22 protein-coding genes are annotated in these 22,821 nt (G+C 62.8%); 10 read left to right on the top strand and 12 right to left on the bottom strand.

Going from position 1 to position 22,821, the window contains the following annotated elements; genetic code table 11:
• Nucleotides 1-174 precede the first annotated feature (174 nt).
• Together fabV and K3F44_RS23405 are read left to right on the top strand one after the other, a co-directional pair.
• On the top strand, nucleotides 175-1,386 hold the full coding sequence (gene fabV, locus K3F44_RS23400) for an enoyl-ACP reductase FabV (RefSeq protein WP_220633056.1): 1,212 nt from the start codon (nucleotides 175-177) through the stop codon (nucleotides 1,384-1,386).
• 77 nt (nucleotides 1,387-1,463) lie between these two features.
• Nucleotides 1,464-2,372 carry an alpha/beta fold hydrolase gene (locus K3F44_RS23405; protein WP_220633057.1) on the top strand — a complete coding sequence of 303 codons (909 nt, stop codon included), beginning with the start codon at nucleotides 1,464-1,466 and terminating at the stop codon, nucleotides 2,370-2,372.
• 40 nt (nucleotides 2,373-2,412) lie between these two features.
• Here the strand turns inward: K3F44_RS23405 and K3F44_RS23410 are convergent, their stop codons facing one another.
• From K3F44_RS23410 to K3F44_RS23425, 4 genes are all read right to left on the bottom strand, one after another.
• Nucleotides 2,413-2,754 carry a HopJ type III effector protein gene (locus tag K3F44_RS23410; RefSeq protein ID WP_178080741.1) on the bottom strand — a complete coding sequence of 114 codons (342 nt, stop codon included), beginning with the start codon at nucleotides 2,752-2,754 and terminating at the stop codon, nucleotides 2,413-2,415.
• Nucleotides 2,747-3,043 (bottom strand): DUF1244 domain-containing protein, encoded by a 297-nt coding sequence (locus K3F44_RS23415; RefSeq protein ID WP_150570009.1) that lies wholly within the window; start codon nucleotides 3,041-3,043, stop codon nucleotides 2,747-2,749. Before K3F44_RS23415 ends, K3F44_RS23410 begins: the two co-directional genes overlap by 8 nt.
• Nucleotides 3,044-3,052: 9 nt before the next feature.
• On the bottom strand, nucleotides 3,053-3,745 hold the full coding sequence (folM, locus tag K3F44_RS23420; protein WP_220633058.1) for a dihydromonapterin reductase: 693 nt from the start codon (nucleotides 3,743-3,745) through the stop codon (nucleotides 3,053-3,055).
• 75 nt (nucleotides 3,746-3,820) lie between these two features.
• Nucleotides 3,821-4,393, bottom strand: a complete 573-nt coding sequence (locus K3F44_RS23425) for an antibiotic biosynthesis monooxygenase (protein WP_220633059.1) — start codon at nucleotides 4,391-4,393, stop codon at nucleotides 3,821-3,823.
• Between the two features lie 215 nt (nucleotides 4,394-4,608).
• Here K3F44_RS23425 and K3F44_RS23430 point away from each other — a divergent pair, with 215 nt between their 5' ends.
• Nucleotides 4,609-5,535, top strand: coding sequence for a MerR family transcriptional regulator (locus K3F44_RS23430; RefSeq protein ID WP_220633060.1), 927 nt, complete (start codon nucleotides 4,609-4,611; stop codon nucleotides 5,533-5,535).
• A gap of 3 nt (nucleotides 5,536-5,538) precedes the next feature.
• Here K3F44_RS23430 and K3F44_RS23435 read toward each other — a convergent pair whose 3' ends face one another.
• Together K3F44_RS23435 and K3F44_RS23440 are read right to left on the bottom strand one after the other, a co-directional pair.
• Entirely contained in the window at nucleotides 5,539-6,147 is a 609-nt protein-coding gene (locus tag K3F44_RS23435; protein ID WP_101322937.1) for a hypothetical protein, read from the bottom strand.
• A 65-nt stretch (nucleotides 6,148-6,212) separates the two neighbouring features.
• The gene (locus tag K3F44_RS23440; protein ID WP_101316355.1) at nucleotides 6,213-6,650 is read right to left on the bottom strand and encodes a PAS domain-containing protein; all 438 of its coding nucleotides are present in this window, start codon (nucleotides 6,648-6,650) and stop codon (nucleotides 6,213-6,215) included.
• 107 nt (nucleotides 6,651-6,757) lie between these two features.
• On the opposite strand from K3F44_RS23440, the gene K3F44_RS23445 reads away from it, so the two are divergent.
• Complete coding sequence (locus K3F44_RS23445; protein WP_220633061.1) at nucleotides 6,758-7,213, top strand: flavodoxin; 456 nt, start codon at nucleotides 6,758-6,760, stop codon at nucleotides 7,211-7,213.
• Here K3F44_RS23445 and K3F44_RS23450 read toward each other — a convergent pair.
• The gene (locus K3F44_RS23450; RefSeq protein ID WP_101316359.1) at nucleotides 7,210-8,088 is read right to left on the bottom strand and encodes a LysR family transcriptional regulator; all 879 of its coding nucleotides are present in this window, start codon (nucleotides 8,086-8,088) and stop codon (nucleotides 7,210-7,212) included. The two genes, K3F44_RS23445 and K3F44_RS23450, sit on opposite strands and share 4 nt — an antisense overlap.
• Before the next feature lie 97 nt (nucleotides 8,089-8,185).
• On the opposite strand from K3F44_RS23450, the gene K3F44_RS23455 reads away from it, so the two are divergent.
• The 3 genes from K3F44_RS23455 (at nucleotide 8,186) to K3F44_RS23465 (ending at nucleotide 10,349) form a co-directional block, all read left to right on the top strand.
• On the top strand, nucleotides 8,186-8,572 hold the full coding sequence (locus tag K3F44_RS23455) for a CidA/LrgA family protein (RefSeq protein ID WP_101316361.1): 387 nt from the start codon (nucleotides 8,186-8,188) through the stop codon (nucleotides 8,570-8,572).
• Nucleotides 8,562-9,248 carry an LrgB family protein gene (locus K3F44_RS23460; RefSeq protein ID WP_101316363.1) on the top strand — a complete coding sequence of 229 codons (687 nt, stop codon included), beginning with the start codon at nucleotides 8,562-8,564 and terminating at the stop codon, nucleotides 9,246-9,248. The genes K3F44_RS23455 and K3F44_RS23460 overlap by 11 nt, the downstream gene beginning before the upstream one ends.
• Nucleotides 9,249-9,443: 195 nt before the next feature.
• On the top strand, nucleotides 9,444-10,349 hold the full coding sequence (locus K3F44_RS23465) for an alpha/beta fold hydrolase (RefSeq protein ID WP_220633062.1): 906 nt from the start codon (nucleotides 9,444-9,446) through the stop codon (nucleotides 10,347-10,349).
• Nucleotides 10,350-10,458: 109 nt separating this feature from the next.
• Here K3F44_RS23465 and glyA read toward each other — a convergent pair whose 3' ends face one another.
• Together glyA and K3F44_RS23475 are read right to left on the bottom strand one after the other, a co-directional pair.
• Nucleotides 10,459-11,712, bottom strand: coding sequence for a serine hydroxymethyltransferase (glyA, locus tag K3F44_RS23470; RefSeq protein WP_101316367.1), 1,254 nt, complete (start codon nucleotides 11,710-11,712; stop codon nucleotides 10,459-10,461).
• Nucleotides 11,713-11,848: 136 nt separating this feature from the next.
• The gene (locus K3F44_RS23475; RefSeq protein WP_310794599.1) at nucleotides 11,849-15,679 is read right to left on the bottom strand and encodes an EAL domain-containing protein; all 3,831 of its coding nucleotides are present in this window, start codon (nucleotides 15,677-15,679) and stop codon (nucleotides 11,849-11,851) included.
• A 249-nt stretch (nucleotides 15,680-15,928) separates the two neighbouring features.
• Between K3F44_RS23475 and K3F44_RS23480 the strand changes: the two genes are divergently transcribed.
• The 3 genes from K3F44_RS23480 (at nucleotide 15,929) to gdhA (ending at nucleotide 19,789) form a co-directional block, all read left to right on the top strand.
• Nucleotides 15,929-16,360 (top strand): hypothetical protein, encoded by a 432-nt coding sequence (locus K3F44_RS23480; protein WP_150570014.1) that lies wholly within the window; start codon nucleotides 15,929-15,931, stop codon nucleotides 16,358-16,360.
• A gap of 188 nt (nucleotides 16,361-16,548) precedes the next feature.
• Nucleotides 16,549-18,216 carry an energy-dependent translational throttle protein EttA gene (gene ettA, locus K3F44_RS23485; protein WP_103435998.1) on the top strand — a complete coding sequence of 556 codons (1,668 nt, stop codon included), beginning with the start codon at nucleotides 16,549-16,551 and terminating at the stop codon, nucleotides 18,214-18,216.
• A gap of 232 nt (nucleotides 18,217-18,448) precedes the next feature.
• Entirely contained in the window at nucleotides 18,449-19,789 is a 1,341-nt protein-coding gene (gdhA, locus tag K3F44_RS23490) for an NADP-specific glutamate dehydrogenase (protein ID WP_101316375.1), read from the top strand.
• Between the two features lie 54 nt (nucleotides 19,790-19,843).
• On the opposite strand, the gene K3F44_RS23495 is transcribed toward gdhA, so the two are convergent.
• The 3 genes from K3F44_RS23495 to K3F44_RS23505 form a co-directional block, all read right to left on the bottom strand.
• Nucleotides 19,844-20,344, bottom strand: a complete 501-nt coding sequence (locus K3F44_RS23495; RefSeq protein WP_220633063.1) for a GreA/GreB family elongation factor — start codon at nucleotides 20,342-20,344, stop codon at nucleotides 19,844-19,846.
• A 68-nt stretch (nucleotides 20,345-20,412) separates the two neighbouring features.
• Nucleotides 20,413-20,769: a hypothetical protein gene (locus K3F44_RS23500; RefSeq protein ID WP_150570016.1), complete on the bottom strand. Its 357-nt coding sequence runs from the start codon at nucleotides 20,767-20,769 to the stop codon at nucleotides 20,413-20,415.
• A 133-nt stretch (nucleotides 20,770-20,902) separates the two neighbouring features.
• Complete coding sequence (locus tag K3F44_RS23505) at nucleotides 20,903-22,756, bottom strand: DUF4105 domain-containing protein (RefSeq protein WP_220633064.1); 1,854 nt, start codon at nucleotides 22,754-22,756, stop codon at nucleotides 20,903-20,905.
• Nucleotides 22,757-22,821: the final 65 nt, after the last annotated feature.

The following is a 22,821-nucleotide window of genomic DNA, read 5'->3' on the forward strand; positions in this document are numbered from 1 at the left end:
TGCGGGCGTTCATGCAGTGGCTGCGTGAGCAGCTGGGGCGATCTGCGGTTGGAACCACCCCCGTCAGCCCGTAATATGTGTCGGATAACTTGCGGGGGTAGTCTCACCCTCAGATCAAACGGAACCGGCCCGCGCGGCGCGGCTCCCTAGCCTAAACCTGACGAGGTACAGACATTGGCCATCATTCATCCCAAGGTTCGCGGTTTCATCTGCACCACGACCCATCCGAAGGGCTGCGAGCTCAACGTCCGTGACCAGATCGAAGCCACCCGCAAGCTGGGCGTGCGCGATGATGGTCCGAAGAAGGTCCTGGTGATCGGTGCTTCCAGCGGCTACGGCCTGGCAGCACGCATCACTGCAGCCTTCGGCTTCAAGGCCGACACCCTCGGCGTGTTCTTCGAAAAGCCAGGCACCGAAACCAAGCCAGGCACCGCCGGCTGGTACAACGCTGCTGCATTCGACAAGTTCGCCAAGGCTGAAGGCCTGTACAGCAAGTCGATCAACGGTGACGCCTTCTCCGATGAAGCCCGCGCCAAGGTCATCGAGCTGATCAAGAACGAAATGGGCGGCAAGGTTGACCTGGTCATCTACTCGCTGGCCTCGCCTGTGCGCAAGCTGCCACAGACTGGCGAAGTGATTCGCTCGTCGCTCAAACCAATCGGCCAGCCGTACAAGTCGACTGCCATCGACACCAACAAAGACGTGATCACCGAAGCCTCGATCGAGCCGGCCACCGAGCAGGAAATCGCCGACACCGTTACCGTCATGGGTGGTCAGGACTGGCAGTTGTGGATCGACGCTCTGGCTGATGCCGGCGTGCTGGCCGAGCAGGCGCGTACCGTCGCGTTCAGCTACATCGGCACCGAAATCACCTGGCCGATCTACTGGCACGGTGCACTGGGCAAGGCCAAGCAGGACCTGGACGACACCGCCCTGCGCCTGGACCAGAAGCTCGCCAGCGAGATCAAGGGCGGCGCCAACGTTGCCGTGCTCAAGTCGGTGGTCACCCAGGCCAGCTCGGCGATCCCGGTAATGCCGCTGTACCTGTCGATGGTGTTCAAGATCATGCAGGAAAAGGGTCTGCACGAAGGCACCCAGGACCAGCTCGATCGCATGTTCCGCGACCGCTTGTTCCGACAAGACGGCGCGCCGGCTGAAATCGACGAAAAAGGCCGCCTGCGCCTGGACGACTGGGAACTGCGCGACGACGTCCAGGATGCGTGCAAGGCCCTGTGGCCACAAGTGACCACCGAGAACCTGTTCGAAATGACCGACTACGCCGGTTACAAGAAGCAGTTCCTCAACCTGTTCGGCTTCGAACGCGCTGACGTCGACTACGACGCAGACGTGGCGACCGACGTCCAGTTCGACTGCGTTCAGCTGTAATCTGCGAAGCGTGTGTCTGGTGATGGCGTGGGGCTGAAATTTTGCTAGCGTGAGCGGACTCCAACAAAGAGTCCGCCATGAGCAGCCTGACCCAACCCGCCAGCGCCCTGCGCCACAAAGCCGCCGATGGCTACAGCCTCGGCGGTTTTGTCTGGCGCCATGCTCGACCTGATCCCCAGCGCCCGCTGGTGATCATCAACCCGGCCACTTCGGTGCGCTGCGCTTACTACTCGCGCTTTGCCGACTACCTGTTTGCCCAGGGCTGCGATGTGCTGTGCTTCGATTATCGCGGCATCGGCGAATCACGGCCGCCGTCGTTGCGTGGCTTCACGGCGTCATGGAGCGATTGGGGGCAACTGGATTTCGAGGCCATGCTGCAGTATGCCGCCGAGCACTTCCCCGGGCAGCCAGTGGATGTGGTCGGGCACAGCTTCGGCGGTTGGGCGGTAGGCCTGGCGCCCTCGGCGCAGCAGGTGCGGCGGGTGGTGATGGTCGGTGCGCAGTTTGCCTATTGGCGCGACTATGCCGCGGCGCAGCGCTGGCGCTTGTTGGCCAAATGGCATGTGGCAATGCCGCTGTTGACCAGGGTGATGGGCTATTTCCCGGGCAAACGCCTGGGTTGGCTGGAAGATACCCCGGCAGGGGTTGTCGCTGACTGGAGTACGCCCACGCCTGCGTACGAACAGCGTCCTAGCGGGCGCTTGCTGGCGGCTAAGCCATTCGCTCAGGTGCGCGCGGCAACATTGGCGATCAGCTTGAGCGATGACCCGTTCGGCACGGTGGCTGCTACCGAGCGTTTACTGGCTTATCTGAGCGAGGCGCAACCCGCGCATCTGCGGATTGCCCCGGCAGACATACAGGTCGCCGAGATCGGCCACTTTGCCTTCTTTCATGACCGCTTCAAGCAGACGCTGTGGCCGATTGCACTGGAATGGTTGCAACACGGCCAGCTGTCACCAGGCACGCCCGGCCAGCGGCTGCGCTGACGCCGCAAGCCAAGGGGCTACGCAGGCAGCCCCTTTGTCATCAAGCCAGGCGCTTGAGCGGCTGCTGGGCAAACTTCACCCCAGCCAGGCCATACGCGATCAACGCACGGATATTGCCGTGGTCGCTGCCATCTGGCGTGGCGACCACGCTGCGGTAATGCTCACCAAAGGCCAGCAACGCTTCGCGGTCGCTCAAGCCTTCCAGCACGGCCATGCCTAGGGTCTTGCACGAGCCTTCGTTCTGGCCGGCGGCGTTTTCCACGTCACCGTTGGTAAACGCCTGCGGCTGATAGCTGTAGTGCTCGGCGATGAAGGCAAGGGTGTCGGCAAAGGCGTGTTCGCCGCTTTCGAGGCTGGCGCGCAGGGTGTTCAAGTCAGTCACGGGGTTTTCCTTGTTCGAACGCCGCTTGCTGATCGGCGCTGGCTTCTTTCTGGTATTGGGCTTTCCATTCGGCGTAAGGCATGCCGTACACCGCTTCGCGGGCGTCATCCAGGCTGATGTCGACCTGCTGCTCATCGGCAGCCGCCTTGTACCACTTGGACAGGCAGTTGCGGCAGAAACCGGACAGGTTCATCAGGTCGATGTTCTGCACGTCGGTGCGTTTTTGCAGGTGATCGACCAGCCGGCGAAACGCGGCGGCTTCGAGTTCGAGCTGTTGTTGTGGGGTCATGGGCTTCTCTCAGATCATGCGGTTCTTCAGGTGGCGGCCACCGTTGATGACCACCTGGCTGCCGGTGCTGTAGTGGCTGTCGAGCAGGTACTTGACCGCCTCGATCAGCGGCCCGGCGCCGGGTTCGAATTCCAGCAGGGCCTTTTTCAGGGTCTGCTGGCGGTAGGCTTCGTCGCCGCCTTCCTTGAGGATCAACAACCCCGGCAGGATACCGTTGACGCGCACCGTCGGCGCGTACTTTTCGGCAAACGACAGCACCATGTTCTGCAGTGCGGCCTTGGTCGCGGCGTAGCCGATATGGCTCTTGCTGCCGCGCGAGGAGGTTTCGTCACAGATGTGGATGATGTCGGCCTTGGCGACCTTGCGCAGCATGTCGCCAAGGGCCAGGTTGAGGTGATAGGGCGCCTCGACGTGCAGGCGGAACATCAGCTCAAGATTGACCAGGTCGTCATCCAGCCACACCGAGGCGTTGTGGATGATCGCGCGCAGGCCGTCGTAGTGGCTGCTCAAGTGATCGATCAGGGCGTCGCGGTCGGCCTGCTGGCACAGATCGGCGCGAAACTGGACGATGTTGGGGTGCGCAGATTGCGCATGGACATGGCGACTGGCAGCGACCACCGTATGGCCGGCCTGTGCCAGTTCAAGTGCCAGAGCCAGCCCTACGCGTTGGCTGGCTCCGGTGATCAGAATGGGGCTGTTCATGTTCAGGGCGGTCTACTTGTCTGTGCAGGCAGTGATGCCCCAGCATACCCGAACTGCTTCCCTCTGGGGGGCGCCTCAGCGGCTGCGCAGCCCGCGCGTGGGCTCTGCGCGGGCGGCTGGCGCCGGGTGTAGCCAGCTGGCCAGCAGCCGCGTCGACAGCGGGATGAATACATAGACCATGACTGGCGTCAGGCCCAAGGTGCTGAGCAGCACCCGCGGCAGCAGGTCGAGTGCGCTGAGCCAGTGGCCGAAGACCAGGTTGAACAGCAGCGAGACCGGGAAGAACGCCAGCCAGATTGCCACGGCCTGCTTCCAGCGCGGCGGCTTTTGCACTGTATTGGCGCCGAACCAGTCGTCGATGCCGCTGACGCGCTGCTCCCTGGGGCGTTCGAACAGGCCGTCGCCGCGTTGCAGCCAGGCGCGGCGCGAGGCCGAATGCTCCCAGGCATGCATGGTCTGCTCGCTGGTGAAACGGAAGATGATCTGGAATTCGTCACCATCACCGGGCGGGGCGAGGATGCCCGAGCCGAGGTAACCGGTGAAGTCAGTGGCCAGCTGCTCGCCTTCATGCAGCCAGGTCAGCAGGTCCTGGTAGCGGCCATGGGCGGCGCGGCGCGACACCATCAGGGTAACGGGTGGGGTAGACATTGTGTATCTCCTGGCGACAGGACTGGCGGGTAGCCGGCCCTTAGGCTTGCGCGCCCGGGGTGGTGGGCGACGCAGGCATGCATGCAAGAATCAGGCGCGGATTATCGCGGATAAACTGTGACTCGTCAGTGTCAGCGGGCGAACGGTTGGTTATTTGTTTGCCCGTCCCGGCGTAGAATGTGCTTTGTTTAATCGAATCCGGGTTTTCACCACGCATGAACGAGCAGGCACTCCCTATAGCCGATCTGGATCACCAAGAGCTGTTTCCAATCCGCGAGGTTTCGCGCCTGACCGGGGTCAACCCGGTGACGCTGCGTGCCTGGGAGCGTCGCTACGGCCTGATCCAGCCAACTCGCACCGACAGCGGCCACCGCTTGTACTCGCAGGCCGACGTCGACGCGGTACGCAGCATCCTCGGCTGGCTTGAGCGCGGCGTGGCGGTGAGCAAGGTCGGCAGCATTCTCGCCCGTGGCCAGGCGCTGGCGCAGGACAGCAGTGCTGCAAGCAATGCCGATGACCTGGCCAGGTGGCGTACCCAGGTGCGCGAGGCAGTGCAGTGCTTTGACGGCGCTAGACTCGACCGTTTGTTCGATCAGGTATTTGCCAGTACTACCCAGGAGCGGGTGTTCAACGACGTATTCATGCCGGTTTGGCACACCCTGCGCGGGGCGCCGCGCGGTTTTGGCCAGGCCAGCGAGTGGGGTTTTCTCGACCAGTTCTTGCGCGGGCGGGTGCTGATGCGCCTGCAGCTGGCGCGGGCACCGCGGCGCCAGCGCGTCGTGCTGGCGCCGCTGTCAACCGCACTGCAGGAGCTGGAGTTGCTGGTGGCCGGGCTGCTGCTCGGCAGCGAAGAAGTCGGCGTGGTACTGCTGCCGGCCAGTCAGCCGCTGCAGGAGCTGGCGCTGATCTGTCGGCAGCTGGAGCCGGATGCGGTGGTGCTGTTCTCCAATCAGCGGCCAACTGCCGAGTTGGGTAAGCGCCTGGCACGTTTAGGGTTGGGTTGCCCGTTACTGCTGGCGGGGGAGGCGGCGGAGTTTGCTCAGGACACGCTGGCCGGCAGTGCGGTGGTCTGCCTGGGAGCCGAGGTCAGCCTGATGCGCCGACGCTTGCGCCAGTATCTAGCCGGTCAGCTCGATACCTGAAGCTTAAGCGTGCAGTTCGGGATGGGCGCTACGGTGGGCCTGGAGGATGTATTCGCGCAAGCGCTCGATCTCTTCTGCCGGGCTGCGGCTGAGGTCGTACGCGGCCAGGTTTGCACCGATACGCCGGCGCAGCACGCCGTGCAGGCCGATCGGCGCGATGCCGTCAGGGGCGAAGCTCAGGTCGAAGCGCTTGGGCGCCTGTTTCAGGCCGCGCACTTCAAGCAATACACCCTTGAACGAGATGTCCCGGACCCACAGGTTGCTGCGTTTGCCTTTGCTTTCGAGCAGCGCCGAGGGCTCTTCGAGTGACAAGCGCCATGGCCGCAGTTGTGGGCCGTCTTCCTCGTAGATTTCCGGGGAGCCAAGCTGCAGGTGCAGGGCGTGGAATTCGTCTTCGACCAGTTGCAGCGGGAAGCTGATCTGCTGGTTGTTGAAATGCGCCTGCAGGGTAACCTGATCACTGGCCGCAAGGCGCGTCAGCAAGGTCTGCAGCTGGCGATCGCCGTTGACCAGCAGGCCGGACATAGGGTCAGCCAGGTTCAGTTGCGGCGAATGCTGCAAGTCTTGGATGAAGCTCATCTCGGCCTGGGTGAGCAGGGTATCTGCTTGCATGGTCGCATCCGAATGTGGCGATTTTTTCAACAGTGACAGGATGGACAGCGGCGGCGGCGGTTGGTTCATTTGAGCAGCTCGGATTTCAGATCGGCGAACTGCGCCTGGCATTGTTCCAGGCTGCGCTGCAGTTCGACCTGGCGGCTGACGTCCTTCTGGATACCGATGAAATAGCGGCGCTGGTCGGCTTCGTTGTACACCGGCGTGATAGACAGCTCATTCCAGAACGCGCTGCCGTCCTTGCGGTAGTTGAGCAACACTTCGCGGCACGGTTTGCCGTCGAGCATGGCCTTGCGGATGCGTACGCGGGCCAGTTGGTCGCGGTCATTGCCCTGCAGAAAGCGGCAGTCCTGATAGAGGATTTCGTCGCGGCTGAAACCGGTCAGGCGCTCGAAGGCGGCGTTCACGTAGATCAGGATGGTGTCGTCACCTTCCTGTTCACAGACCACGATGCCGTCATTGGAGGCATCGACCATCGATTGCAGCAGTTGAGCGTTGATCATGTGCGGACCAGAGATTGGATAGCGGCGACTTACGCCTCAAGCGGCCTTTTGCCATTGCAGGATGCTAGTATCCTACGTTTTTACTCAGTTTCGGAATCCTCCCGCAGATGAAAGTCGTCATTATTTCCGGTTCAGTGTATGGCACCGCCGAAGAAGTTGCCCGTCATGCCGAGGCGTTGCTCAAAGCCGCTGGCCTTGAAGCCTGGTGCGCGGCGCGGGCCAGCCTGGCCGACATCGAAGGCTTTGCCCCGCAAGCCCTGCTGGCTGTGACCTCGACCACCGGCATGGGTGAGCTGCCGGATAACCTTATGCCGCTGTTCTGCGCTATTCGCGACAGCCTGCCAGCGGCATGGCGCGGCCTGCCCGGCGCAGTGATCGGCCTGGGCGACTCCAGCTACGGCGACACCTACTGCGGCGGCGGCGAGCAAATGCGCGAGCTGTTTACCGAACTGGGTGTGCACGAAGTGCTGCCGATGTTGCGTCTGGATGCCAGCGAAACGGTCACCCCGGAGGCTGACGCCGAGCCGTGGTTGGCCGAGCTGGCCGCCGCACTGAAGGCCTAAGCTTGCTCGCGCAGCAACCCCAGCCAGGCTTGCGCTGCGCGTGACAGATACGCGCCGCGGCGCCAGATAAAGGCAATGTCCCAGCGCAGCGCCTCGGGTGCCAGTAAGGGCAGACGGACCACCCCAGGGCGCTCCAGCGCGCGGGCGACTACCCGCGGCAGCAGCACCACGCCTTGGCCTGCTGCCACCAGTGCCGCGAGAAAGTCCGCCTGACCGCTGCGCCCGCCTTCCTTGGGGGTGAAACCCAACTGCTGGCAGGCGCTGAGCAGGCGGTCGTTGAGGACGAAGCTGCGCTGATAGAGCAAGAACGGCGTCTCGGCCAGTTGGCCCAGGTCAACCTCGGTCAAGCCTGCCAGGGCGTGTCCGGCGGGCAGCAGGGCATCCAGCGGCTCGTTGCAGAAGGGCTGAAAGGCGAAGGCGTCGTCGTTTGGCGTCAGGCTGCCGCCCAATTCCAGCTCACCGCTGCGTACCGCCTGCTCAATGGTGCGGCTGCCGCCCTCGAGCAGGTGAATGACGATGTTCGGATGGCGCCGCCGGTACTCGGCGAACAGCCCGGCAAACAGCGCATCACTGCCCAGCAGTGGCAGGCCCAGGCGCAATTCGCCACGGTGCATCTGGCTCAGGTCATCCAGCTCGCTCAACAGCTCCTGGCGCTGGCGCAGCAGCGCTTCGCCGCGCTCGAGGACGATGCGCCCGGCGGCGGTCAGGTGCATCTGCGAGCCCTGCCGTTCGAGCAGTTGCTGGCCGATGTCATCCTCCAGCTGAGCCACCTGCTTGCTCACCGCTGACTGGCTGATATTCAGCGTCTGCGCGGCCTGGGTAAAACCACCGCGATGAACCACTTCGACAAAGCTGCGTAGCTGCTTGAATTCCATCGCCTGAATTCCTTTTTGGAATGGCAGGCAGTCTAACAATTCGCTTCTGGCCTAGGCACGGCAAATTTACAATGGGCACCCGTCGAGGAACCCATTGATGAACGCTGTATTGCTTAAAAAACTCACTCGGCTGATCTGCGAGCTGGCGGTGCTGTTTGCCTTGTTCCTGTTCGGCAGCCAGCTTGCGGCCTGGTCTGGCTGGCCCATTCCGGGTGGTGTGTTCGGCCTGGCCCTGCTCTTGATCCTGTTCGCCAGCGGCCTGCTGAAACCGGCCATGCTCCAGGCCGGTGCGGGCTGGCTGATGGCCGAAATGCTGTTGTTCTTCATTCCGGCGCTGATGAGCCTGCTCGATTACGGCAGCCTGCTGCGCGATGAAGGCTGGCGCATCCTCCTGGTGATCGCGGTGAGCACGCTGCTGGTAATGGTGGTCACTGCCGTGACGGTCGAGCTGGTGTGCCGCTGGAGCCTGCGCCATGAGCCTTGAACCGATGCCGCTGTTCTGGCTGGCGCTGACACTGGCCGCTTATCTAGGCAGCCGCTGGCTGTACCGGCGCAGCGGGCGTTATCTGCTGTCGCCGCTGATCCTGGTGCCGGCTTTGCTGCTGGCGGTGGCCGTGCCACTGCACACCGCCTATGCCGAGTACGCGCGCAATACCCATTGGCTGATGGCCGTGCTTGGCCCGGTGACGGTGGCCTTTGCCGTGCCGATCTGGCAGCAACGGGGGTTGCTCGCGCGGCATTGGCCGGCGTTGCTGCTGGGCATGCTGGCCGGCAGCTGCGTGTCGATCGGCAGCTCCTGGGGCCTGGCACACCTGATGGCGCTGGACGATGCAGTCAGCCTGTCGCTGCTGCCGCGCTCGATCACCACCCCGTTTGCCATGCCGCTGGCCCACGATCTGGGCGGCGTGCCGGAGCTTACTGCGGTGTTCGTGATGTTCACCGGGGTGCTCGGGGCACTGTTCGGCGGCACCTTGCTGCGCTGGCTGCCATTGCGCACGCCACTGGCCCGTGGCGCGCTGTTTGGCGTCGGCGCACATGGCGCTGGCGTCAGCCGGGCGCAGGAAGTGGGCCGCGAAGAAGGCTCGGTGGCCGGCCTGGTCATGGTCCTGACCGGCTTGCTCAACTTGTTTGCCGCGCCATTGCTGGCGGCGTTGCTGTGACCGTTCGTGCCACTGACCTGTACGGTCATCAAGCTGGCTGCCAAGGCGAGTTCCGCCGACCGAGGCGCTGACTATGCTGTGCAGGACGCAACATAAAGAGCACATGTAAGTGCCAAGGTGACATGCAATGACCGCAGCCTTGCCGTATTCGACCCACGCAGCTTTGATCCAAGCTACTACTCCAGGACAACTCTGATGCCTTTGGCCGAAATTCCATTGTGCGTCTGGCGTACCCGGGGTCAGGATTTCTCATTCCAGGGCCAGAGCATCCGCTACTGGACGGCAGGGCAAGGCGAGCCTCTGCTGCTTCTCCACGGTTTCCCCACGGCCAGCTGGGACTGGCACTATTTATGGGGCCCGTTGACCCAGCGCTTTCGCGTAGTGGCCTGCGACATGCTCGGCTTTGGCGACTCGGCCAAGCCGCTCGGCCATCGCTACAGTCTGATCGAGCAGGCCGATCTGCAGCAGGCCTTGCTTGCTCACTTGGGCATCGACGAGCCAGTGCACCTGCTCGCCCACGACTATGGCGGCAGCGTCGCTCAAGAGTTGCTCGCACGGCACTATGAGCAGCGCAGCAACATCGCCAGCTGTGCCTTCCTCAACAGCGCGCTGTTCCCCGAGCATTGCCCGCTGCTGCTGGTGCATAAGCTGTTGCTCAGTCCGCTTGGCTGGCTGATCGGCCGCTCGTTCGGCCGGGATGACCTGGTGCGTACCGTCACCCAGATCTACGGGCCCTGCACCCACCCCAGTGAAAGCGCTCTGGACGACAGCTGGAGCCTGATCACCGCCAACCGTGGCACGCATATCCTGCACCGGCTGATCAACTACGTGCATGAACGGCGCCAGCAGCGTGAGCGTTGGGTAGGCGCGCTGCAGGGTGATGGCGTGCGTTTGCGCCTGATCAACGGCTCGGTTGATCCACTGTGCGGTGCCCACATGGTCGACGCCTTTCGCCAGCTCGTCGTGGATGCCGATACGGTGCAGTTGCAGGGCATTGGTCATTACCCGCACATCGAAGCGCCGGTGCAGGTGTTGCGCCATTACCTGAGCTTTCGCGAGCAGCCGTTGAGCTTTGTGCCGCAGAAAGTGGCCTGGTGTTGATGGAGCCGCCGGGCTGAAAAACAAAAAACCGATGTCAGCGAACTGACATCGGTTTTTCATGCAGCCTGGTTTTCAACAATAAAAAGCGACAGGCTGGATCACGCGTGGATCAGTTGCCGTAAACCGGCAGCTTTTTGCAGATGGCCTTGACCTTCTCACGTACCGCGTCGATCACGGCCTGGTTGTTCAGATCGGCGAGGATGTCGCAGATCCAGCCAGCCAGCTCGCGGCATTCGGTTTCCTTGAAGCCGCGGGTGGTCACGGCCGGGGTGCCGAAGCGCAGGCCCGAGGTGACGAACGGCGAACGTGGGTCGTTCGGTACCGAGTTCTTGTTGACGGTGATGAAAGCGTTGCCCAGGGCAGCGTCAGCATCTTTACCGGAGATGTCCTGCTTGATCAGCGAGAGCAGGAACAGGTGGTTTTGAGTACCGCCGGACACCACGTCGAAGCCGCGCTCGATGAACACCTCGGCCATGGCCTGGGCGTTTTTCACCACTTGCTGCTGGTAAGCCTTGAACTCAGGCTGCAGCGCTTCCTTGAAGCAGATCGCCTTGGCGGCGATGACGTGCTCGAGCGGGCCGCCCTGGGCGCCTGGGAACACTGCCGAGTTGAGTTTCTTCTCGATGTCGGCGTTGGCACGGGCCAGGATCAGGCCGCCACGTGGACCGCGCAGGGTCTTGTGGGTGGTGGTGGTGACCACGTCTGCGAACGGCACCGGGTTCGGGTACACGCCAGCGGCAACCAGGCCAGCAACGTGGGCCATGTCGACGAACAGGTAGGCACCGACCTTGTCGGCGATGGCGCGGAAGCGCGGGAAGTCGAGAACCTGCGAGTAGGCCGAGAAGCCGGCTACGATCATTTTCGGCTTGTGTTCAACAGCCAGGCGCTCGACTTCGTCGTAATCGATCAGGCCATTGCCATCGATGCCGTACTGCACGGCGTTGTACAGCTTGCCCGACGAGCTGACGCTGGCGCCGTGGGTCAGGTGACCGCCGTGGGCCAGGCTCATGCCCAGGATGGTGTCACCGGCCGACAGCAGGGCCAGGTAGACCGCAGCGTTGGCCTGGGAACCGGCATGCGGCTGGACGTTGGCGTAATCGGCGCCGAACAGCTCTTTGGCGCGATCGATAGCCAGTTGCTCGACCACGTCGACATATTCACAGCCGCCGTAGTAGCGCTTGCCTGGGTAGCCTTCGGCGTACTTGTTGGTCAGTACCGAACCTTGGGCTTCCATCACCGCGGGGCTGGTGTAGTTTTCCGAAGCGATCAGCTCGATATGCTCTTCCTGACGCTGAGCTTCTTGCTCCATGGCGGCAAAGAGATCGGCGTCGTACTTGGCAATGGTCAAATCACGGCTGAACATGGCGGTCCTCAAGGATCGGGGCTGAATTGGGTGTGCATTCTAACCGATTGGCCGAGGCGTGGCATATGAACTGGCGTCATGTCGCAGACCAATGCCATTCACGTCGTAAAATGACCGGGCGGACATACCGCTCGGCTCACTGGAACATGAACAGCGTCTCGTTGCTGAACTGCGCTTCGAACTGCTGCGGCGGCATTGGCCGGCCGAACAGGTAGCCCTGCACTTCGTCGCAGTCGTGCTCGCGCAGAAACTCCAGCTGCTCGTGGGTTTCGACACCCTCGGCGATCACCGCCAGGTTGAGGCTGTGGGCCATGGCGATGATCGCCCGGGCGATCTGCGCATCTTGCTCGCCGGAGGGCAGGCCGTCGACGAAGGTGCGGTCGATCTTGAGCACATCGATGGGGAACTGCTTCAGGTAGTTGAGCGATGAGTAGCCAGTGCCGAAGTCATCCACGGCGATGCTCAGGCCAAGGTTTTTCAGGCTGTCGAGAATCTGCATGGCCTCATGCACTTCGCGCATCAGGATGCTTTCGGTCAGCTCCAGCTCCAGGCACGCCGGCGGCAGCCCGGTTTCTTCAAGAATGGTCGCGATGCGCGTGCCCAACTGGCCGTCGGAGAACTGCCGCGCCGAGATGTTCACCGACACTTTCGGTACGCGCACCTTGGCCTGATGCCAGGCCTTGAGCTGGCGGCACGACTCGCGCAACACCCAGTCACCGACATCCACCACCAGCCCGACCTCTTCCAGCACCGGGATGAAATCGCCCGGCGGCACCAGCCCGCGGCGTGGGTGGCGCCAGCGCAGCAGCGCTTCGGCGCCGGTCAGGCGTTTGCCGTCGCCACTGAATTGCGGCTGGTAATAGAGGATGAATTCGTTCTGTTCGAGGGCATGGCGCAAATCGCTTTCCAGTTCCAGGCGCTCGAGGGCACTGGCGTTCATCTCGGTCTGGTAGAACTGGAAGTTGTTCTTGCCGCGCTCCTTGGCGTGGTACATGGCGGTGTCGGCGTTTTTCATCAGCTGGCTGAGTTCGCTGCCATCCTGCGGGCTCAGGGCGATGCCGATACTGGCGGTGACGAAGAACTCGCGGTTCTCCAGTACGAACGGCCGCACCAGGCTGCCAAGAATGCTCTCGGCAACATGAATGGCCCGGTTCAGGGCTTGCTCGCGGCTGGCGCGCGGCTGCAGCAGCAGGGTGAATTCGTCGCCGCCCATGCGCGCTACGGTGTCGTCGTCATCGACGCACTCGAGCAGGCGCTGGGCCATGTCCTTGAGCATGCGGTCGCCGGCGGCGTGGCCGAGCGAGTCGTTGATCGGCTTGAAGCGGTCCAGGTCGAGGAACATCAGCACCACCCACGACTTCTGCCGCTCGGCCTGCTGCAGCGCCGTGTACAGGCGGTCCTGGAACAGGGTGCGGTTGGGCAGGTGGGTCAGGGCGTCGTAATAGGCCAGGCGGTGAATGCGCTGTTCGCTGGCCTTGCGCTCACTGATATCGGTGAAGAAGCACACGTAGCTGGCCAGGTCGCCCTCGTCGTCGAGCACCGCGGTGATGCCGACCCAGGCCGGGTAATGCTCGCCGTCACGGCGTTTGAGCCAGACTTCGCCCTCCCAGCTACCGCGCTGGTTGAGTTGCTTGAGCACGTAACGCAGGTGCGATTCCTGCTGGTCCTCGACGGTGAGCAGGCGTGGCAGTTGGTCGAGCACTTCGCTGACCGCATAACCACTGACCCGGCTGAAGGCGTCGTTGGCCTGAACGATGTAGCCGGCCGGGTCGGTGATCAGAATCGCCGAGGTCGAGTGCTCGAATACCGTTGCCGCCATGCGCAGGTCTTTTTCGGCACGGCGTTGCTGGCTGATGTCGCGGCCGACCCCAAGGATGCCCTCGAAGCGCTCGTGCTCATCCCACACCAGCACCAGGCGCAGCTCAATCGGGATCTTGCGGCCATCGGCGCGCAGGCAGTCGAACAGGAACAGCTGGGTCGGCAGCTCGGTGCGCAGCAGGGCCAGTTGCGCGCGGTCATCGATCGCTTTGCTGACCTGCTCCATCAAACTGTAGACACCGCTCAACTGGGCCGGGTTGGCGACCACCGACTGCCAGCCATTGGCGAATATCCACTCTGCCTCATAGCCGAGCACCGCGCGCACCGACGGGCTGACGTAATTGAGCAGCAAGCGGCTGTCGGTGGAGAAGATCACGTCGCTGATGCTCTCGGCGAGCATGCGGTAGCGTTGCTCGCTGTCACGCAGCGACGCGCTGGCCTCGATCTGTACGGTGACGTCTTTGCCGACGCCGACGATGCGCGTGACCTGGCCATCGTTGTCGCGGGTCAGCACCTGCTCGCGGATGTCATAGCAACGCCAGCCGCCGTCATGGTGGCGGAAGCGCAACTGGCAGTGCAGCGCCTCGCGGTGGCCGCTGTCGCGTTGCAACTGCAGCTGGCTGCGATAGTGCGCGGCGTCTTCGGGGTGCAGCAACAGCTCCCAGAAGCGCTCGCCCATCTGCGCCAGCTCGGCGCGGTTGTAGCCCAGGGTCTGGCCCAGATGCCGGTTGCTGAAGATCATCCGCTGGCTGGCCACGTCCTGCACGTAGAGCTGATCGGGCACGGTACGGACCACGTCCGACCAGAAGCTTTCGCGCTCCAGCAGCGACAACTCGACCTGCTTGCGGCTGGTGATATCGCTGATGCTGAGGATCACCGCCTGATAATCGCGGCGTTGCTGTGGCAGGCGCACCATCAGCCACAGGTGCAGATCGCCTCCCAGTGGCGCCGGCAGGCAGACTTCCAGTTCAAGCACGCCGCGCTGTTCGATCAGGGCGTCGATCAACTGCATGCCGACGCTCTCGCGGCCATGCCCGGACGCCTCGATCAGGCGCTGCCAGGCGCCTTCGTGGCATTCGACACTGAGCAAGTGGCGCGCCACCTGGTTGATCTCGGTGATTTTCAGCTCCTGCAGCAACGAGCGGCGCAGGTTTGGTTCCAGCGCCAGGCTCTGCCTCAGTGCAGCCAGGTTGCGCAGGTGATAGCGGTCGAGCTGACCGGGCAGGCTCGACAGGTCGAGCACGCACAGGGCAACCCCGGTGCCTTCGAAAATCTCGTGATAGCGGCGGCGGTCTTCCTGCAGCGCGCGCTGGCGCCGGCGCATGTTGATCAGTGCCAGCAACGGCAGCAACGCACAGATCACCACCAGCAGGCACTTGCCCAGCATTGGCAGCAGCAGTTGCTGGCGAGTCAAGCCTTCGTCATACAGGCCGCGCAGTTGCCAGGTACTGTTATCGAGGAAGGCGAGCATCACGCTTTGTAGCGGTTCACCGCTGGAAGCGGCGGGCTCATGGCGCTCCAGCACCGCACCGTCGCGGCTGCTTTCCAGCAGCCAGAGCGGGTGGTCAGGGCCGTCCAGATGCTCGGTCAGCGCCGGGTAATAGTCAGGACTCAGACGCAGCAGCCAATACCCGACGCCTTGTTCCGGCGTTTGCCGCAGCAGCAGATAGATCGTGCCGTTGTCCGCAGCATTGGCAAAGAAATGGCTGCGGCCGCGATTCAATTGCAGCAACTCGTCAATCAACTGGCGGTCAGGGCTGCCGACCAAGCTGTCGGCCACGACCTGGCCATTCTGGTTCAACCAGGCCACATGGCGCAGGCTAGGCAGGCGCGTCTGCAGGGTTTGCAGCAGCGACGGCAATGCTTCAGGCGTCGGCGCTTTGACGTAGGGCTGGACCAGGTTCAGCGCTTGCTGAGCCTTGAGCGCCAGATTCAGGTTGAGGTTGTCGGCCAATTTGGCGCTGGCGACAACCGTGTGTTCGCGCATTTCAGCCTGGGTATGGCGGAACTGCGCGAACAACTGCCACAGCAGCAAACCCAGCAAAACCAGCGCAAGCATGGCCAGCGCGCCCTTGAGCGAGCCGCGCAGGGATACACTGCTCGAAGTGGGAGCAGGGCGCAAAACGGGCGGTTGGTTGAGATTGGTCAAGCGATGGTCCTGCAATTGGGCGGCGACGGCAGGGGCGCAACATGCATGGGTCGTGCCTGAGCCTGGAGTGGCGCGCACTTATAGTTGTGGACACATGAAGGCGGCTAGCATGCCTGCAATTGTGGCGAAGTGCCAGCTCCGCATTCAGCCTGTCGCCGATGCGTTGATCGGGTCCGGTTCGGCAACCCCAGGCTGGCTGTGCGAGAATGCCTGCCGCTCGACTGTTTATGCTTCTGGAGATGTACGGTTTTGGTTACCCACTATTCCCTCAACGGCCTCGATTCCGCCTGCGGGCGCAGCAGCCAGACCCTGGTCAGCACCGGTGTGGCCGATGCCGTCTCGTGTAAATCCTGCCAGCGCTCGCTGGTCAAACCTGATGCCAACGCGGCAGTGGTGCGCAAGAGCCCGTCGCTGGCTGAGCTGCGCAAGTCGGCCAAGGCTGCCAAGGCTGCCAGTGAGCCTGGTTTTGCGGTCGCCTCGGTGGTGTTGCCTGCAGCGGCTCCTTCGGTAGCCACGCCGCAGGTCAACCCTGCGCTGGCGTCTGTGCTCAAGCAGCCAGTGTCGAGCCAGCCAGCGCCTGCGGCCAGCTTCAATGCCAAGGCCGCCTGGGCGGCGCAGCTGGTCAAGCAGGCCGGCAATCGCCCGCCGCGAGGCAAGCAGGCCAAGCAGCGGCGTGGTTGAGGCTGCTGGCTTGACAGCTGTGTGATTGGGGCTGCAAAGCAGCCCCTGCACCTCAAGCCCTGACATCTGGCCAACGCCCGCAGTTGGCGTAGAATGGTCGCCTTTGTTCACTGACACCCTGTAAGCACATCCCCCTGGCATCAGCCGGGTAGTTCGGATGTCTTCACCTATCTATAGAGGGCTTGGTTTTGGCTCAATACGTCTACACCATGCATCGGCTGAGCAAGGTCGTGCCGCCGAAGCGCGAAATCCTGAAGAACATTTCGCTGTCGTTCTTCCCCGGCGCCAAGATCGGCGTGCTCGGCCTCAACGGTTCGGGCAAATCGACGTTGCTGAAGATCATGGCTGGCGTCGACAAAGAGTTCGACGGTGAAGCCCGTCCGATGCCTGAACTGAACGTCGGCTACCTGCCTCAGGAGCCGCAGCTGGACCCAACCAAGACCGTGCGTGAAGTGGTCGAGGAAGCGGTCAGCGTGATCAAGGACGCCCAGGCGCGCCTGGACGAGGTCTACGCTGCCTACGCCGAACCGGATGCCGACTTCGACAAGCTGGCTGCCGAACAGGCCAAGCTCGAGTCGATCCTGCAGGCCGCCGACGGCCACAACCTCGAGCGTCAGCTCGAAGTCGCTGCCGATGCCCTGCGTCTGCCGGCATGGGATGCCAAGGTCGAGCACCTCTCCGGTGGTGAAAAACGCCGCGTCGCTCTGTGCCGCCTGCTGCTGTCGGCCCCCGACATGCTCCTGCTCGACGAACCAACCAACCACCTGGATGCTGATTCGGTGGCCTGGCTCGAGCGCTTCCTGCACGACTTCCCGGGTACCGTGGTCGCGATTACCCACGACCGGTACTTCCTCGACAACGTTGCCGGCTGGATCCTCGAGCTCGACCGCGGCGCCGGTATCCCGTACGAAGGCAACTATTCGGGCTGGCTGGAAGCCAAGTCGGACCGTCTGGCGCAAGAGTCCAAGCAGCAGAGCGCGCACGAAAAAGCCATGAAGGAAGAACTGGAGTGGGTGCGCAAAGGCGCCAAGGCCCGCCAGTCCAAGTCCAAGGCCCGTCTGGCACGCTTCGAAGAAATGCAGTCGCAGGAATTCCAGAAGCGCAGCGAGACCAACGAGATCTATATCCCGGCCGGTCCACGTCTGGGCGACAAGGTCATCGAGTTCAAGAACGTCAGCAAGAGCTATGGCGATCGCGTGCTGATCGAGAACCTCTCATTCGCCATGCCTAAAGGCGCCATCGTTGGCGTGATCGGCGGTAACGGTGCCGGTAAGTCGACCCTGTTCCGCATGCTGATGGGCAAAGAGCAACCGGACTCGGGCACCATCGAGATCGGCGAAACCGTGCAGCTGGCCTGTGTTGACCAGAGCCGCGAGGACCTCGACGGCAGCAAGTCGGTATTCCAGCAGATTTCCGACGGCTCCGACCAGATCCGCATCGGCAACTATGAGATCCCGGCGCGTACCTATGTTGGCCGCTTCAACTTCAAGGGCGGGGACCAGCAGAAGTTCGTCAAGGACCTGTCCGGTGGTGAGCGTGGCCGTCTGCACCTGGCGCTGACCTTGAAAGAAGGCGGCAACGTCCTGCTGCTCGACGAACCGTCCAACGACCTCGACGTCGAAACCCTGCGTTCGCTGGAGGAAGCGCTGCTCGACTTCCCAGGCGCAGCCATCGTGATCTCTCACGATCGGTGGTTCCTGGACCGTGTCGCCACGCACATCCTCGCCTACGAAGACGACTCCAACGTGCTGTTCTTCGAAGGTAACTACACCGAGTACGAAGCTGATCGCAAGAAACGCCTCGGCGATGCAGCGGCCCAGCCGCACCGTGTTCGCCACAAGAAGCTGGCGCAGTAACCGCTTCATCCGCTGCACAAGATTGGGGCTCTGCGGGGCCCCTTTTTTGTGCCTGCTTAAGCTAAGGTCAGGCTGCTTTCACAAGCATTCCGCGTGGTCCTTTGTATACATTTATATAAAACGCACCAATTTATTTCAAAAAAACGACATTTCGCCCTGTTGCAGTGCGAGCGGTTCTTGATAGAGTCGGGAAAAAATATAAGTCCAACCCTCTCTTGGTGAGATGTCTAGCATGATCGAATCCGTCGACGATTTCCTCGCGCGCCTGCAGCAGCGTGACCCAGGCCAACCCGAATTCCACCAGGCAGTGGAGGAGGTCCTGCGTACGCTTTGGCCCTTCCTCGAGGCCAACCCTCACTACCTGCAAGCCGGCATTCTCGAGCGTATCGTCGAGCCTGAGCGCGCGATTCTGTTCCGTGTCTCCTGGGTCGATGATCAGGGCAAGGTCCAGGTCAACCGCGGCTACCGCATCCAGATGAACAGCGCCATCGGCCCCTACAAAGGCGGCTTGCGCTTCCATCGCTCGGTCAACCTCAGCGTGCTCAAGTTCCTCGCCTTCGAGCAGACCTTCAAGAACTCGCTGACCTCGCTGCCCATGGGCGGCGGCAAGGGCGGCTCGGACTTCGATCCAAAGGGCAAGAGCGACGCTGAAGTGATGCGCTTCTGCCAGGCCTTCATGAGCGAGCTGTACCGCCACATTGGTGCTGATTGCGACGTGCCGGCCGGTGATATCGGCGTTGGTGCACGCGAGATCGGCTTCATGTTCGGCCAGTACAAGCGCCTGGCCAACCAGTTCACCTCGGTGCTGACCGGCAAAGGCATGACCTACGGCGGCAGCCTGATCCGCCCGGAAGCGACCGGCTACGGCTGCGTGTACTTCGCTGAAGAAATGCTCAAGCGTCAGGGCCTGCGTATCGACGGTCGCCGGGTGGCCATCTCCGGCTCCGGCAACGTGGCTCAGTATGCAGCGCGCAAGGTCATGGACCTGGGCGGCAAGGTCATCTCGCTGTCCGACTCGGAAGGCACGCTGTACTGCGAAGCTGGCCTGAACGATGCCCAGTGGGATGCATTGATGGAGCTGAAAAACGTCAAGCGTGGGCGTATCAGCGAGCTGGCCAGCCAGTTCGGCCTGGAGTTCCGCAAGGGGCAAACTCCATGGACCCTGGCCTGCGACATCGCCCTGCCATGTGCTACTCAGAATGAGCTGGGAGCCGAAGACGCGCAGACTCTGCTGCGCAACGGCTGTATCTGTGTGGCAGAAGGCGCCAACATGCCGACCACGCTCGAGGCTGTGGATATCTTCATCGACGCGGGCATTCTGTATGCCCCGGGTAAGGCTTCGAACGCCGGCGGCGTTGCCGTCAGCGGCCTGGAAATGTCGCAGAACGCCATGCGCCTGCTGTGGACCGCGGGTGAAGTGGACAGCAAGCTGCACAACATCATGCAGTCGATCCACCATGCTTGCGTGCATTACGGCGAAGAAGCCGACGGTAAGGTCAACTACGTCAAAGGCGCCAACATCGCCGGCTTCGTCAAAGTCGCTGACGCGATGCTGGCGCAAGGCGTGGTCTGACATACGCTTGTGTAGGAGCGGCCTTGCCGGTCCGGCGCCCCGGCAAGGCCGCTCCTACACAGCGTCCGGCGTTATGGCGGTAATAACGATCATCTGGTCCCCGGCCGGGCGCCGCCACAGGACTTCATCCCCCGGCGCCGCGCCTAGTACTGCGCGCCCCAATGGCGAACCCCAGTTGATCAGGCCTTGCCTGGCGTCTGCTTGATCCTCGCCGACCAACTGCACGCTGTGTTGTTGCTCATCCTCATCGATAAACATCACGCAGCTGCCAATCTGCACCTTCTGCTCGGAGGTCGCCGGTGGCACCACCTGTGCGCTCTGCACGCGCGCGGCGAAGTAACGCAGTTCGCTTTCGGTGTTTGCCACCTGCTGCTTGTCGGCACGCTCACCGTCTGCCAGCAGTTGCTCTCGCTGGGCGTTCAGCGCGGCCACGCGCTGCTGCAGCAAGCGCAGGCCAGCAGCGGTGACGTAGTTGGGTTGCTCGCTGACCCGCCGCTCAACCGGCTGTTCGGCCTGGGCGGCGGTGTGGTCTTCGTTGACAAATGCTCGGCTCATGCTCGGCCCTCCTCAGGCATGAGACCTCTGCCACAGGCTGGTCGTTTCAGTTGAAGGCAGTTCGGGGCCTAGTTATGACGGTAGGCCCGCGCGGTGTCGCGATCCTTTTCATGCTGCCAGTCGCGGTCACGCTCGTTCCAGTAGTGTTCGCGGTAGTCACGCAAATCCTGATTGGCCTGCATGCTCTGGCACTGCCGAAAGCCATCGTCCCATCCGGTTTCATACTGGCGCTCGGCGAGATAACGCGGCACGTTCTTGCGAAAGTCCCCGACCATCAAGCCCGCCGCCTGGCGGCCGCTGCTGCAGCCGTCGCCGTAACCATCGGCGTAGGCGGGCGGATAGCCGTGCTCGATCATCTGCTCGTGAGCTGACTGGCAGCCCGTGAGCAACAATGCTATTCCGATTCCAAGCCAGTACCGCGACATGTGCCAGACCTCCACGTAATAGAGAGAGTCTAGGCGCCGGATTGTCGCGCTGATGTCAAAACAATGTTGGATTGCTGTACGGCCAAACCCGGCCTGAATGCAACCCTGTGCGCTCAGACCGGGGCCGGCTGCATCAGTAGTGGTACCACTTCAACTCGAGCATCACCTCGTTTTGCGCAGTGGCCAGGTGGCTGTATTCACGCTTGGCGCTCAGGCGCAGGCCCAGGTCCTGGCTGATTTCCCACTGCTGATTGAGGCTGAGGCTGCGGCGCACTTCGCCATTGGTGAAGTAATCGCCCTTGGCTTCGACGGTCATGTTGCCCAGCCCATTGCGCCAGAGCAGGCCACCATTGAAGCCTGCAGCCGGGCTGATGAACTCGGCAAAGTCGTTGTGGTGTTCGACCCTTACCGTGCCCAAGGCAAAGCCGAGCAAGCCGTCGGCCAACTGCCAGGTGCCGCCGGCGCCGCCGTTGACGTGGCTGACCAGCACTTCATCGTCATGCTTGCCCGGTACCCGCTCAAGGCCACCGGCAACCTGCCACGACAGCGGTTTGAGCAGCTCGTTGCGCGGCGTCAGGGAGCGGATGGTGGCGAGGTCGAGTTGCTGTACCTGCCAGTCGTTGCCTTCGTACTGGCGCAGCTTGAGTTGGAGAATCTCGATCTGCGCGCCGAGTGGGAAGCCGTAGGCGTTGTCGTTGAGGTCGTGGTAAGCCATGCGCAGGCCGTACTCGGCAAAGGCGCGGTCTTCACGGGTGCCAACGCCAACCTGCCAGGTGCGCGACTGGTGGCCGTTTTCAGGCAGGCCCGGGCGTTCTACTTCGAGTGGCTCAGGTGGATTGCGGTTGATTGCCTGCAGCAGCTCGAAACTGCGCTTGGCCTGAGCCGGGTCGCGTTCCTGGCCGTTGGCGCGATAGCGCTCCAGACGGTAGGCGGCGTCTTGCACCAGGGCCTGACGAGGCTTGGGCAGGGCGTTGAATTCGGCGCTCTGCAGCTGCGCGGTGTCGGCGCTGATGGCCAGCACTTGCTGTTTTTCCTGATGATCGAGCGAATCTGCGCGGGCCAGCAGTTCACGTTCACGCGAGGGCCGGTAGCGAACACTGGAAACCAGCCCGGATTGCTTGACTGCCTTGACCGTGTCGGTAGGGATCGCGGTCAGCGGGAACTGCGAGGTCAGGTCCAGCCCGGGGCGGGCGACCTGCAGCAGTTCGAGCAGGCGATACGAGCAGTTTTCGTCAAAGAAGAAATAGTCGAACTGGACCTGTTTGAGTTCCCAGACGTGCTCGACCATGCGCCCGGTCTCGGTCGGCGTCAGGTCCAGCTGGTACTCCCACAGGTCGCGGTTTTCCAGGCTGCGATACTCGGACAACTTCTCCTGGTACGGCATCAGCGCGAATAACCCGGGGTAGCCGCCTGCCAGGCCTTTCCAGGCATAGAGAATGCTGTTGTCGCTGCCTTCGATGTAGGCACCGAAGTTGATCGCGTAGCTGAGCAGGGTGGTGTCGTCGTCGCGGGTCTTGGCCTGGTCGATACGCAGCAGGGTATGGCCGAACATCGACGAGGGGCTGTTCAGGTAAGCCGCGGGGAATATCAGTACTGCGCTGTGCGGGTCTACCGACTGATACCACTGGCGGAATTCGGCGCAGTCGGGCTGCGGCAGGTCTTGCAGGTCGAGTTGCTCACGCAGCCAGCGGGTGCGCGCGGGGTAGACGCATTGGGCGTGCTTGTCGCCGAGGTCGGCCGGGGCGTACAACGCTTGTACAGTGGCCGCCAGTTCGCGGTCGGGATGGTGCCCGCCGTCTTCGGCGAGGAAGAATTTGGCATCGTCGACATAACTGCGCCAACCGCCCAGTTTGCCGGTCTCGTAGTGGCCGAGGGCAATCCAGTAGGGCGTGGCCGCCAGCTGTTGCAGGCGCGCAGGGTCGACGTGGGGTGCAGCGTTGAGCTGGGCGCTGCCAAGCAGAGCCAGAAGGGCAAGGCGTTTGAGCATGTCGGGCAACTACTTCTTGAAGGATGCCGATGATGATGCCAGTCCCGCCCCGGTGAGGGGGCGGG

Origin of the sequence: Pseudomonas sp. S07E 245 (assembly GCF_019599025.1) — a bacterium.
Taxonomy (GTDB): Bacteria; Pseudomonadota; Gammaproteobacteria; order Pseudomonadales; family Pseudomonadaceae; genus Aquipseudomonas; species Aquipseudomonas shirazensis.